At 65.2% G+C, this 12,624-nt stretch carries 13 protein-coding genes; 9 read left to right on the top strand and 4 right to left on the bottom strand.

Annotation, left to right across the window (positions count from 1 at the left end; translation table 11 throughout):
* From ACE3UG_RS20170 to ACE3UG_RS20140, 7 genes are all read left to right on the top strand, one after another.
* Window positions 1-819, top strand: a complete 819-nt coding sequence (locus ACE3UG_RS20170; RefSeq protein ID WP_374627239.1) for a M55 family metallopeptidase — start codon at window positions 1-3, stop codon at window positions 817-819.
* A 150-nt stretch (window positions 820-969) separates the two neighbouring features.
* Window positions 970-1,869 carry a DUF4118 domain-containing protein gene (locus ACE3UG_RS20165; protein WP_374627237.1) on the top strand — a complete coding sequence of 300 codons (900 nt, stop codon included), beginning with the start codon at window positions 970-972 and terminating at the stop codon, window positions 1,867-1,869.
* Window positions 1,870-1,871: 2 nt separating this feature from the next.
* A complete protein-coding gene (locus ACE3UG_RS20160) occupies window positions 1,872-2,741 on the top strand; it encodes an alpha/beta hydrolase (protein WP_374627235.1) in 870 nt (289 codons plus the stop codon).
* Between the two features lie 122 nt (window positions 2,742-2,863).
* Window positions 2,864-4,066, top strand: coding sequence for an ABC transporter ATP-binding protein (locus tag ACE3UG_RS20155; protein ID WP_374627233.1), 1,203 nt, complete (start codon window positions 2,864-2,866; stop codon window positions 4,064-4,066).
* 110 nt (window positions 4,067-4,176) lie between these two features.
* Window positions 4,177-5,490 carry an ABC transporter substrate-binding protein gene (locus ACE3UG_RS20150; protein WP_374627231.1) on the top strand — a complete coding sequence of 438 codons (1,314 nt, stop codon included), beginning with the start codon at window positions 4,177-4,179 and terminating at the stop codon, window positions 5,488-5,490.
* A 108-nt stretch (window positions 5,491-5,598) separates the two neighbouring features.
* Window positions 5,599-6,474: a carbohydrate ABC transporter permease gene (locus ACE3UG_RS20145; protein WP_374627229.1), complete on the top strand. Its 876-nt coding sequence runs from the start codon at window positions 5,599-5,601 to the stop codon at window positions 6,472-6,474.
* Window positions 6,471-7,355, top strand: a complete 885-nt coding sequence (locus tag ACE3UG_RS20140; RefSeq protein ID WP_374627227.1) for a carbohydrate ABC transporter permease — start codon at window positions 6,471-6,473, stop codon at window positions 7,353-7,355. Before ACE3UG_RS20145 ends, ACE3UG_RS20140 begins: the two co-directional genes overlap by 4 nt.
* Before the next feature lie 173 nt (window positions 7,356-7,528).
* Here the strand turns inward: ACE3UG_RS20140 and ACE3UG_RS20135 are convergent, their stop codons facing one another.
* The 3 genes from ACE3UG_RS20135 to rarD all read right to left on the bottom strand — a co-directional run bounded on the left by ACE3UG_RS20135 (window position 7,529) and on the right by rarD (window position 9,522).
* Window positions 7,529-7,990: a universal stress protein gene (locus ACE3UG_RS20135; protein WP_374627225.1), complete on the bottom strand. Its 462-nt coding sequence runs from the start codon at window positions 7,988-7,990 to the stop codon at window positions 7,529-7,531.
* Window positions 7,991-8,254: 264 nt separating this feature from the next.
* Window positions 8,255-8,509, bottom strand: a complete 255-nt coding sequence (locus tag ACE3UG_RS20130) for a hypothetical protein (RefSeq protein WP_374627223.1) — start codon at window positions 8,507-8,509, stop codon at window positions 8,255-8,257.
* Between the two features lie 83 nt (window positions 8,510-8,592).
* Window positions 8,593-9,522 carry an EamA family transporter RarD gene (gene rarD / locus ACE3UG_RS20125; protein ID WP_374627221.1) on the bottom strand — a complete coding sequence of 310 codons (930 nt, stop codon included), beginning with the start codon at window positions 9,520-9,522 and terminating at the stop codon, window positions 8,593-8,595.
* Window positions 9,523-9,770: 248 nt separating this feature from the next.
* Between rarD and hisN the strand changes: the two genes are divergently transcribed.
* A complete protein-coding gene (gene hisN / locus ACE3UG_RS20120) occupies window positions 9,771-10,571 on the top strand; it encodes a histidinol-phosphatase (protein ID WP_374627219.1) in 801 nt (266 codons plus the stop codon).
* An 87-nt stretch (window positions 10,572-10,658) separates the two neighbouring features.
* Here the strand turns inward: hisN and ACE3UG_RS20115 are convergent, their stop codons facing one another.
* Complete coding sequence (locus tag ACE3UG_RS20115; protein WP_374627216.1) at window positions 10,659-11,990, bottom strand: MATE family efflux transporter; 1,332 nt, start codon at window positions 11,988-11,990, stop codon at window positions 10,659-10,661.
* A gap of 239 nt (window positions 11,991-12,229) precedes the next feature.
* On the opposite strand from ACE3UG_RS20115, the gene ACE3UG_RS20110 reads away from it, so the two are divergent.
* Window positions 12,230-12,622, top strand: coding sequence for a YXWGXW repeat-containing protein (locus ACE3UG_RS20110; RefSeq protein WP_374627214.1), 393 nt, complete (start codon window positions 12,230-12,232; stop codon window positions 12,620-12,622).
* Window positions 12,623-12,624 lie beyond the last annotated feature (2 nt).

Here is a 12,624-nt window from a genome sequence, read left to right as displayed (position 1 = left end):
ATGCGAATTCTGATCTCCACCGATATCGAAGGCGTCGCGGGCGTCTTTCACACTGAACAGACCCGTGCGGGAAACGGCGAATACGAACGCGCGCGCCACTGGATGACGCGCGAAGCGAACGCGGCCGTCGAAGGCGCGTTCGCGGGCGGGGCCACCGAAGTGATGGTCAACGACTCGCACGGCACTTTTCGCAATTTGCTGCCGGACGAACTCGACCCGCGCGCTCGCCTTGTGCTGGGCAAGCCGCGCTATCTGGGCATGGTCGCGGGTGTGGAAGCCGGCTGCGATGCGCTGTTCATGATCGGCTATCACGGCCGCGCGCAAAGCGCCGGGATTCTGGCCCACACGATCAACAGCTTTGCCTTTGCGCGTGTGTGGCTGGCGGGCGCGGAAGCGAGCGAGGCCATGCTGTACGGTGCGCTCGCGGGCGAGCGCGGGGTGCCGGTGGTGATGGCCAGTGGCGACGACGTCTTCTGCGAAGAGACGCAACTGATCTTCCCGCATGCGCGTTTCGTGCAGACAAAGGCGGCCTGGGGGCAGGGCAGCGGCATGACGCTGAGTCCGGCCCAGTCGTGCGACCTGATCCGCGACGCCGCGAAGGCGTCGCTCGCCGATCCGCGCACATGGCATGCGTACCGAGTCGAGACCCCTGTCGAGGTGCGTCTGCAGGCGCAGTCCACGGCGCTGGCCGATCTCTTCTGCCAGTGGCCGACGCTCGAACGTGTCGACGGCGTGACGCTGCAGTTCGTCGCGCCGAATGTCGAGGCGGCCGTGCGGGTGTTGAACTGCCTCTCGGCGATGTCGTTCATGCTGCGTTAGGTGTTGTTCTCGCGACGCCTTTCGCTGGGCCCGCTGTCCCGGAAGGTCACGGGCCGGTATGCCATAATCCGCAATATTTTGTAACAGGTGCGCCGCTCTATCGGTCGCAACTTCGGATTATTGAGTGCCGGTATGTCCGGGCGAGGAATCATGGATATCAAGAACGCCCGGCGTTGGGCGGAGCCCGGTGCGAAGCGTTATCTCGGCGCGTTGCTGGTGGTACTTGCTGCGTTTGTCTTTCGTAGCCTGCTGCATCCCGTGCTCGATCACTCGATGCCGGGCATCTTCTTCACCTGTGCGGTCATCATTGTCGAATTCATGTGGGGATTGGGACCGGCGATCATGGCCATGGTCATCAGCATCCCGATTTTCGACTTCTTCTTCGTGCCTCCCTTTCGAGACATCGCCCAGTTCGACCGGCGCGATGTGCTGATCGTCACCGCCTTTCTCACGATTACGCCGCTTGCGGTCGTGCTGATCGAGCGGTTGCGTCGCGCCCAGTACCGTGCCGAGCTGATCGCGGAGGTTGCACAGACACGCTATGAAATGCTGCTGCGCGCCGAGAACGAGCGCATGCTCCTGTCCGATTCGGTGCAATTGGGCAACGCGTTGATGACGTATCTGACGAAGCATCTCGACACGATCTTCTACCTCGCCAATCCGACCATCCATTACACGTTCATCGACGAGCCTTTTCGCCGGGCGACGGGCGTCGCACCCGATGTCGTCAAGCGCGATGGCCTGCGTGCGCTGCTGCATCCGGAGGACGCACAGCGTCTGGCGGGTCTGTTTGCCACCGATGGCGAGCGCCCCCAGCACGGTGCACACACCCTGCGTGTGCGCACTCGCGAGGGCGGCTACGAGAGGTTCCACTGCGAATTGCAGTACTTCCGCGCGCATATCGGCACGTACGCGATCTTGCGCTTGAATACGGAGCCGGCAGTGCGTCCGGCCGTGCCGTTGCACGCGCGCACGCCGACGCCTGATGTACCCAATGTGCCCAATGCACCCGCTGTCTTCGGGACGCCCGTCGTCTCCGGCGAGGGTTGACCATGTTTCAGGACGATATCTTCTACAAGGGTGGCGAACACGCGGTGCTGCTGCTGCCCGGGCTCTCGAGTACGCCGCTTGAGATGCGCCCGGTCGCGAAAGCGTTGCATCGCGACGGCTATACGGTCAGCGTGCCGCATATCGAGGGGTATGGGCTGGGGGCTCCATGCACCGACTGGCGCGCGTGGATTGCGGCCGCGCGCACGAAGTATCGTGCGCTGCGCGAGACCCACGAGACCGTGTCGCTGTGCGGATTGTGCATTGGCGCGACTCTGAGCCTTGCCGTCGCGCAGGAGGAACCGGATGTGACGGCGCTTTCGTTGCTCTCCGTCACCCTGCTTTATGACGGTTGGACCATCCCCTGGTACTACCCGCTCATCGATATCGTCTTCCATACGCCATTGCGTCATCGCTACCGTTATCAAGAGCGGGCGCCGTTCGGCTTGAAGAACGAAGGGCTGCGGGCGCGTGTGGCGAAGTCGATGTCGCTGCACGACGCGTCCGAGGTGGGGGCGGCGTCGCTGCCGCTTGCCCACCTGTATCACGCAAGACGTCTTGCCGCGCATGTGCGGGGGCGTCTCGCGCAGGTAACGGCGGATTGCCTTGTCGTTCACGCCGTGGATGACGACACGTCGAGCCCGCATAACGCCCGGATCGTCTACCAAGGCGTTTCGTCCGAGGTGAAGCAGAAGTGCCTGCTTGGCGAGAGCTATCACATTCTCACGATGGACAACGAGCGCGAGACCGTTGCCGACGAGACGCGCCGCTTCTTCCGCGACGCCGTGGCGCGCCGCATCGGTGCCCGGGGCTCCGAGACGCGCATCATCTCCAAGGCGCTGTTGCGCGCCAGACGCCGGCAGTCCGCCGCCTGAACGAACGCGCCGATGGCCGGCGCGCGCGGTGTCATCAAACTGCCATCGATGACCGGTTATGGTCGAGGTTTTCCGATCCAGTCGCCCGCGTCGCTTGCGGGTGACGCTGCGTTCATCCGGCCATGTCCTCGCTCATCATCGAATCCGTCTGCAAGCAGTGGGGCAATACACACGCGCTCGACGGTGTGAGTTTCACCGCCGACGCCGGCTCGCTGGTGGTGCTGCTCGGCCCGTCCGGCTGCGGCAAGTCGACCCTGCTGCGCATGATCGCGGGCCTCGAGACGCCGAGCGCCGGGCGCATTCTGCTTGGCGGCATCGACGTGACCGCGCTGCCCCCTGCGCGCCGCAAGCTCTCGATGGTGTTCCAGTCGTACGCGCTCTTCCCGCATCTGTCAGTGCGCGAAAACCTGTTGTTCGGGCTGCGCGTGCGAGGCGAGCCGGCGCGCGAGTATCCGCAACGTCTGGCGCGCGTGGCGTCGCTGCTCGGGCTGGCGCCGTACCTGGAGCGCAAGCCGTCGCAACTCTCGGGCGGTCAGCAACAGCGTGTGGCGCTGGGCCGCGCGGTGATCGCCGAGACGTCCGTGTGTCTGATGGACGAACCGCTCTCGAATCTCGACGCACAACTGCGTCAGGAAATGCGTCGCGAGATCCGCGCACTGCAACAGCAGCTCGGCATGACGCTCGTCTACGTGACCCACGATCAAACCGAAGCGATGAGTATGGCCGATCAGGTCGTGCTGCTGCGAGATGGCCGCATCGAGCAGTGCGGTGCGCCGCACACGCTCTACGCCACCCCCGCGACGCGCTTTGCCGCGAGCTTCATCGGCACACCGCCGATGCAATTGTTGCGTCTCGTACGCCATGGCGACGCACTGGTGCCCGCCGGGCAGACCGGCCCGGCGTTGGTGGCGGCCGGTGCGCGCGACACCGCGCTGCTCGGCCTGCGTCCGGAGCATGTGCGCGCGGTTCCGCCCACGTCGATGGGCGCGGTGCTGGCCAGAGTGAGTGCCATCGAATATCTGGGCGCGGACACGCTCGTCGCTTGCACGCTGGCCGACGCGGGTGAGATCACCACGCGGGTGCCCGGCCATCGGCCGTTCGCCGTGGGCGACGCCATCGGTCTGCAATGGGCGGCGGCCGACCAGCATCTGTTCGACGCGACCACCGGCGCACGCCTCGATGCGGCTGACGCAGGTCGCGAGACGATCGACGCCGGCGAGTCTGTCGTTGCAAGCGCCGTCGCCGCGCCGCACGACGCGCGTGCACCGGCGTTGCCGCGTCCGGGGTCTGCAGTGACCGAGAGCAACCCGGAACAACACGTCTGACGCGAGCGTGGCCACCCGGCCTGCCGCATCGGCTCGGTGCGGCGCTCCGGCGGCCCGGCGTCGATAACCCGTCACATCACCACAACGCTTACATGGGGGAACCAAACGAAATGCGACGCACGATTCTGAAAACGTTTGCGGCCAGTCTGGCCACGCTGGCATTGGGCGGCCTGAGCGGCCTGAGCGGGTCGGCCATGGCGCAACAGAAGCCGGTCGAACTCACGTTCTATTACCCGGTGGCCGTCGGTGGCCCGGTGACGAAGATCATCAACGACCTGGTCGCCGACTTCGAGAAGGATCACCCGAACATCAAGGTCAAGCCGGTGTATGCCGGGACTTACCAGGATTCCGTGATCAAGGCCCTGACAGCGGCGAAGGCCGGCACGCCGCCGCAACTGGCCGTGCTCGCCGCCGCCGACGTGTTCACGCTGATCGACGAAGACGCGGTGGTGCCCATCGACAGCATCGCCAACACGCCCGCCGACAAGCAGTGGCTCGACGGTTTCTACCCGGCGCTGATGTTGAACTCGCGCGTCAACGGCCACACCTGGGGCGTGCCGTTCCAGCGCTCGACCATCGTCATGTACTGGAACAAGGACATGTTCCGTGAGGCGGGCCTCGACCCGGACCGCGCCCCGGCGACCTGGGCCGAGCTGGCCAGCGACGCGCAGAAGCTCACCAAGCGCGACGCATCGGGCAACGTGACGCAGTGGGGCATCAAGGTGCCGTCCGTGGGCTTCCCGTATTGGCTGTTCCAGGCGTTCACCACGCCGGCCGGCATCGAACTGATGAATCCGTCGGGAACCAAGACGTTCCTGAACGCGCCGCAGGCCGTCGAGTCGTTACAGTACTGGGTCGACCTCGCGACGAAGTACAAGGCGATGCCGACGGGCGCGATCGAATGGGGCACTACGCCGAAGGACTTCCTCGAGAAGAAGGCGGCCATCATCTACACGACCACCGGCAACCTGACCAACATCCGGACCAACGCCACGTTCCCGTTCGGCGTCGGCAAGATGCCGGCCAAGGTGCGCGGCGGCAGTCCGACCGGCGGCGGCAACTTCTACGTCTTCAAGAAGACCTCGCCGGAAGAAAAGCAGGCGGCGATGACGTTCATCAAATGGGCCACTTCACCCGAGCGCGCGGCGCAGTTCGGCATCGACACGGGCTACGTGGCCGTGACGCCTGCCGCGTGGGAAACCCCGGCGATGAAGCAATACGTGCAGAAGGTACCGGCTGCGGCCGTGGCACGCGATCAGCTCGCGGTGAGCGTGGCCGAGTTCTCGACGCACGACAACCAACGCGTGACGAAGGCCCTGAACGACGCCCTGCAAGCGGCGCTCACCGGCACCAAGTCGCCGAAGCAGGCGCTGGATGACGCGCAACGCGAAGCGGATCGCATTTTGCGTCCGTACGCTCGATGAGTCTGGCCGTCGCCGGACTTCGCTGTCAGTCTCGTTGAAATGCGAGGCCCTGGATGTCGCGGCGACCGCGATGTTCACGGCCTCGCGTGTTGAATCGATGGACCGTCGATGAATCGCTCTTCTGCTTCGTGGGTGCCCTGGCTGCTGCTGTGTCCGGCGCTGGTGCTGCTCGTCGCCTTCACCCACTATCCGGCCGTCGCCACGCTGTGGCACAGCTTTTTCTCAACGGCCCGCGCCGGGATGCCGTCCGTCTATGTCGGCGCCGAGAATTATCGGCTTCTGATCGACGACCCCGTCTTCTGGCAGGCGCTGCGCAACAACCTCCTGTTCGCGCTGGTCACCGTGCCCGCAGCGATTGCGCTCGCGATCGTCATGGCGCTGTGGGTGCATCGGCAGGTGCCGGGGCGCGCGTTGTTGCGTCTCGCCTACTTCACGCCCGCGATTTTGCCGATGATTGCCGTGGCGAACATTTGGCTGTTCTTCTACACGCCGCAGTACGGCCTCATTGCGCAGATTTCGCAGGCGCTCGGGTGGGGCGATCACAACTGGCTCGGGCAACCCGACACCGCACTCCCGGCGCTGATGGTCGTGACGGTCTGGAAGGAGGCCGGGTTCTTCATGATCTTCTATCTGGCCGCGCTGCAACAGATTTCGCCCACCCTCGCCGAGGCGGCGGCGCTCGAAGGCGCTTCGCGCTGGCAGTTCTTTCGCCGCGTTCAGTGGCCGTTGCTCATGCCCACGACCGTGTTCGTGGTGATCAATGCCGTCATCAACGCGTTCCGTCTCGTCGATCACATTATCGTGATGACGCGCGGCGGACCCGACAACGCCACACAACTGCTGCTGTACTACATCTATCAGGTGGCCTTTAGTTTTTGGGATACCTCTTACGCGGCAGCGCTCACGGTGGTCTTGCTCACGCTGCTCGCCGTCGTCGCCTTCGTGAAATTCCGTCTGCTCGACTCACGCACGCACTATCAATGACGACCTCTGCCAGCCCGACCACGGCCGCGCGCAAGCCCGCAAAGCCAGGTGCCGCCCTTGCGGCGTTTTCCGCGACCGGTCACACGACGCCGCTCGACGTCGTCGGTGCATGGTTGCTCGGCCTGCTGTGGCTGCTGCCGCTGCTCTATGCCCTGTGGAGTGCGTTCCATCCGTCCGCCTATGCCACCCACTTTTCGCTGAGTGCGCCGCTCACACTCGAGAATTTCGTGCACGCGTGGCAAGCGGCACCGTTTGGACGCTATCTCGTCAATACGTTCGTTCTGGTGACGGTGATCCTTGCGGCGCAACTCGTGCTGGGCACGCTGGCGGCGTATGCCTTCGCGCGCTTCACGTTTCGCGGCAGCGAGGTGGCGTTCATGATCGTGTTGCTCCAGTTGATGGTCATGCCCGATGTGCTGATCGTCGAGAACTATCGCACCATCGCGTGGATGGGGCTGCGCGACACGATCTTCGGCATTGCGTTGCCATACTTCGCGTCGGCGTTCGGCATCTTCCTGTTGCGTCAGGCGTTCAAGACCGTGCCGCGCGAATTAGATGACGCGGCGCGCGTGGAAGGCGCCAACGCGTGGCAGGTGCTCTGGCGCGTGTATGTGCCGCTTGCCCGCCCGGTGTATGTCGCCTACGCGCTGGTATCGATCAGTCATCACTGGAACAACTTCCTGTGGCCGCTCATCGTGACGAACTCCGTCGAGACACGTCCGCTCACGGTCGGCCTTCAGGTGTTTGCGTCGACCGATCAGGGCATCGACTGGTCGATGATCACGGCGGCGACGTTGATGACCGCCGCGCCGCTGTTCGTCGCATTTCTGCTCTTTCAGCGCCAGTTCGTGCAGTCGTTCATGCGGGCCGGCATTCGTTGAATGGCGTGGCGGCGCGGGACGTCGAGCGCCCCGTGATCAAGTGCCCACCACCGAGCGTCCATCATCGAGCACCTGGCATGGGGCTGACAGCGTCGAGCGGTCACAAAATGCAAAACGGCACGCAGGAGCGTGCCGTGTCTTTACTTGCCCTGGCGAGATCGCCGCTTGCGGGCTTACTTGTCGGTGGCCTTGACGAGCAGGATTGGCAGCGTGGTGATGCGCAGCAGCGTTTCGGCAACGCTACCGAGCAGCAGGCGGTTGATCCCGCGGCGGCCGTGCGTGCCGAGCACGATCACGTCGGCGTTCCACGCCTGCGCTTCGCGCAGTACGGCATCGGCGATTTCATCGGTGCCGGCTTCGAGCGTGATGAGCTTCGTCTCGGCATCGACACCGCGCTGCTTCAGCCCGGCCTGTGCCGTCGCGAGAATTTCACGGGTTTCCTGCTCGAACGACTCCTGGCTCTCCAGGGGCACGAAGCCGCTGTAGGCCCCGGCAGCATAGGCGTTGGCAAGCGAGGGAACGACCGACACCAGGCGAATCTTGCCCTGGCTGAGCGCCACAAGCTTAACCGCTTCGTCGATGGCTCGGTTCGAGGGCGTGCTGCCGTCGATCGAGACCAGAATGCGTTCATACATGATGGTGTCCTCTTTGATCTGAAATTGCGTGAAAGCTTGCCGCGTAGCCCGAATCGCCAGATCCGTCATCGAGATCGCGATGTGCGACAAGTCGCCGGCACGTTTTTCATTCTCCCACCGCGAGCGTCGAAAGTCATCTCGCGTGACGGCGTCGCATTGACCGGGCGCAATAACCCATCGAAATTCCAACGGCGCGCGCGTGCCCGCGAGGTCACGCGGCGCCGGGAAGCGAGCGGCGTTTCAGTATCCGGAACACGTGGGCGCTCAGTTCGGCTCGCAGGCGATCACGAGATTCGCGACGCCGTCGTTCACATCGCGTGTGAGCACGTCATAGCCCTTTTGCGCGCATTGCGTGCGCGCGCGCTCCTCGCAGTCTCCGGCGCGGGTGGCCGAACAGTGGATTTGCTGGGTGGGGCGCCCGTCCGCCGTGAACAACGGCGCGGAAGTGCCGCAGGCGGACAGCGCAACAGTGACAAGCCCCGAGGAAATCAGAATGGCGATCTTGGCAGGATTTTTCATAATGGTCGTCTTACAGGCTCTCGCGAGTATAACGCGGCGTGGTGGCCTTACCGTCAGGGCCGGCCCCGCTTGAGGCATATGCCTCAAGGTGTCTCGGCGCGCGTGTGCGTACGGCCCGCGAGGCTCGCCTGACGCTGGCGGTGGAGCGTTCGCAGACTGTCGAACACGATGAGCGCAACGCCGAACCAGATCGGCAGATAGGTCCACAGACCGCGCGCCGTAAACGGCTCGCCGAGGAGAAAGATCGAGACAGCGAAGAGCAGCACGGGTTCCACGTAGCCGAGAATGCCATACAGCCCGATCGGCAGCACGCGCGCGGCCCCCAACGTGCTCGCAAGTGCACCGGCGCTGAGCAGACCGAGCGCGGGCAACCAGACCCAGTAGCGCGGCTCGCCAAGCACTATGGCGTTTTGCGCCCACGCCTGCCAGAGCACGACGGCGGCCACGGGCGTCATCGCGACGATCTCCAGAATGAAGCCGCTGAGCGCGTCGAGCCTTAGCCTGCGGCGCAGCATGAAGTAGGGCGGATAGCCGAACATGATGAGCGCCGTTACCCAGGATATCGCGCGCGTCGCCCAGAGTTCGTGGGCCACGCCCAGCGCGGCGACGGCCACGGCGGCCATCTGCAACGGGCTCAGTCGCTCGTGATAGACCGTGCGTCCGGCCAGCACCATCGTGAGCGGCAACAGGAAGTAGCCGAGCGAGACATCGAGCAGGCGCTGTTGCAGCGGTGCCCAGACAAACAGCCAGAGCTGAACGCTCAGCAGCACCGCGCACAGGAGCACGGCGCCGAGCAGCGCAGGGCGATGCAACACATGCGAGAGCGTGCTGCGCAGCACATGCCACCGGCGCAGCGCCGTCACGATGACAAGCGCGCCGGGCAGCGTCAGCAGAATGCGCCAGGCGAACACGTCCAGCCCGGACAGGGGCGTCAACTGCGAGACGAGGGCTGGCATGACGGCAAACATGACGGATGCCGACACAGAGAGCATCACGCCGCGACCGGAAAGCATGGGTGTCCTGTATGAGGGAGCGCAGAGAGGGGGGCGGGACACGGCCCGGTTCAGGTCGCGAGCATAGCAAATTTGCACCAGGTCGGGGCGTTCGTGCCGGCGCGCGTCAGGACGTATCAAGTGCCGGTTCCCGTCGATGCCGCTCGCATGGACGGGCCGGCGCGCCTGCGAACGCGTATGATCGCCATTCGTCTACTGGTTTCCATTTTTTGCCGCTGCGCGCGGTACTTCTGCGAGGAGATTCGTGCATGTCGTCCGTACCCGCTGTTGCCGAGTATGCGGCTTTCGCCGCTTCGATGGCCGATGCTGTCAGGCCGCTGTCGCTGGGCTGGTTCCGCCGGCGTCTGAGCGTCGACGACAAGGCCGACGAGAGTCCGGTCACGATCGCGGATCGCGAAGTCGAGACGGCGCTGCGCGAACAGATCGCGGCGCGCTATCCGTCGCACGGGATCTGGGGGGAAGAGTTCGGCAAGCGCGGCGTGGATGCGGAATTCGTCTGGTCGGTCGATCCGATCGATGGCACGCGCAGCTTCATTACGGGACATCCGCTGTGGGGCACCTTGCTTGCCCTGCTGCATCACGGCAAGCCGGTCGTCGGACTGATCGATATTCCGGCGACGGGCGAGCGCTGGGTCGGCGTGAACGACCCGGCCAGCGGCGTGCGCGAAGCCCGCTTCGGCAGCGAACCGTGCACCACCAGCCCGGTGACCGTGCTCGCTGACGCGACCGTCTACGCGACCTCACCCGACATCTTCGATGCCTCGGAGTACGCTCAATTCGAGCGTTTGACGAAGGCGGTGAGTCGCCGTCGCTTCGGGGGCGATTGCTACGCTTACGGGTTGCTGGCGAGCGGACATATCGAACTGGTCATGGAAGCCGGTCTGCAGACCTATGACTATCTGGCGGTGGCGCCGGTGATCGAAGCCGCAGGCGGTGTCATCACCGATTGGGAGGGCCAGCCCCTCACGCTCACCTCGCAGGGGCGTGTGTTGGCCGCCGCCAACGCCGAACTGCACGCTGCCGCGCTGGCCCGTATTCACGAGGAATGAGTCCGTGTGCGTTCGCTGAGTCGGGCTGCGTCTCGATTACGTGCCTCGATGCGCGTGCCGATGACGCGTGCCGATGACGTGTGCCGATTACGCGGCCCGGTGCGGCAGACCTTGCCAGACACGCGGTAGCAGGGCGCCCAGCACGATGCCGCGTGTGGCGAGAAATGCCATGAGCGCCACCCACAAGCCGTGATTGCCCCATGCGTCGAGCGTGAACGGCATGACGGCGCCAAACACCGCCAGGCCGATCAGTGAGGAGGTGAGCAGTTCGCGCGTACGCGTTGCTCCGATGAATACACCGTCGAGCTGGAAACACCACACGGCAACCATTGGCGAGAGCACCGCCCAGGGCAGGAATTCGCGCGCGGTGACGCGTAGCACAGGCTGATCGGTGAGGGTATCGATGATGGTCCCGCCTGCCACCGCGAAGACGAGCGCAAACGCGATGGCGCAGCCCAGCGCCCAGCCGAGCGATAGTCGGATCGCATGCAACAGCGCCGCGCGCTGGCGTGCACCGACATAGGCGCCCACGAGCGCTTCGGCCGCATGGGCAAAGCCGTCGAGTCCGAACGCCATGAACGTCTGGAAGTTCAAGAGCAGCGCGTTGGCGGCGAGCGTGGTGTCGCCAAGCCTCGCGCCGACGCGTGCGAACCATGCGAAGGTGAGCTGAAGGAACAACGTGCGCAAGAAGATGTCGAGATTGAGCCGCAGCAGGCGAGACAATGCGCCGCGCTCGACGAGCGTGGCCAGCCGCAGCGGCGGCAGTCCGGGAGTGCGCGCGCGCCAAAGCAGCCAGGCGCCCAGCGCAAAGCCGAGTACGTCAGCCAGCGCGGTCGCCGCTGCGATGCCGGTCACGCCCGCGCCGAACCCGCGAACGAAGACAAGCACCGCCACGATGTTCACGAGATTGATGAACACCTGCAGGGCCAACCCTTGCCGCACGCGTTGACACGCCAGCAGATAGCCGAGCACGACATAGTTCGCGAGCGCCAGCGGCGCGGCGAGCATGCGAATGCTCGCGTACTCACGGCCCAAGGCTTGCACTTGTTCGCTGCCGCCGAGCCACGACACCCCGAGCGACACCAGCGGCGTGCGCAGGACCAGCAGCGCGGCGCCGATGGCAAACGCCAGGGCCAGTGCACGCGCGAGCGTGTCGCGCAGTCGCTCGGCGTCGCGCGCGCCGAACGCCTGCGCGGCCAGACCCGTGGTGCCCATGCGCAGGAACGAGAAGCCCCAGAAGATCAGGTTCAGCAGCAGGGCACCGAGGGCCACGCCGCCCAGATAAGCCGGTCCCGGCAGATGACCGGCTACGGCGGTGTCGACGGCCGAGAGCAAGGGCTGGGTGAGATTGGCGAGCACAATGGGTACCGCCAGACGAAGGAGTTGGCGGTGACCGACGGCCGCAGGGGCAGGGTTCATGGGGTCGCTGTGCGGCAGTCGTTCGCGGGGTTCCAACGGAATTCGGAGAATCCGCGCTCGGCGGCGGGTGGAGAGTGCACCGATTATAAGGTCTGGCTGGCGTCGGGCCGAACAAGGTGCGTGGCGAGGCGACAAGATGCGTGGCGACGCGACAAGGTGACGTGGCGAGGGCGCGAGGGTGCATGTCGGACCCGAAAGGTACAATGCCAAGCTTCTCCGTTCTCAATGAAAGTCTGTGTATGCCGTCCTTGTCGCTGTCAATGCGCACGTCCTTCGTGACCTTGGCGAGCACGTCGTCTGCGCGCCGCCGCAGCGCACTCGCCGCACTTTTATGCCTGATGAGCCTGCCGGTACTCGCCGACGTGACGCTGCAACGCGGTCCGCCGCCGCCGCGCTTCGAGAACCCGCACGCGGCGCCCCAGGGACAGTTCTGGGTGCCGGGGTACTGGCAATGGAGCGACGGCCGTTACGCCTGGGTCGATGGGCACATGGCGCCCAAGCGGCCCGGCATGCGCTACACGCCGCCGCATTGGGAGGAGACGGGCGATCACGAATGGACGTTGCGAGACGGGATGTGGGAGTCCACTGGCTGGGGACCCGGCACGATTCACGAGATTCGCGCCCCCAAGTGAGA

Origin of the sequence: Pandoraea sp. (assembly GCF_041919235.1) — a bacterium.
In the GTDB taxonomy this organism is placed as follows: Bacteria; Pseudomonadota; Gammaproteobacteria; order Burkholderiales; family Burkholderiaceae; genus Pandoraea.
Note: the sequence above shows the minus strand (reverse complement) of the source record. Positions and strands in the feature narration are given on the sequence as shown.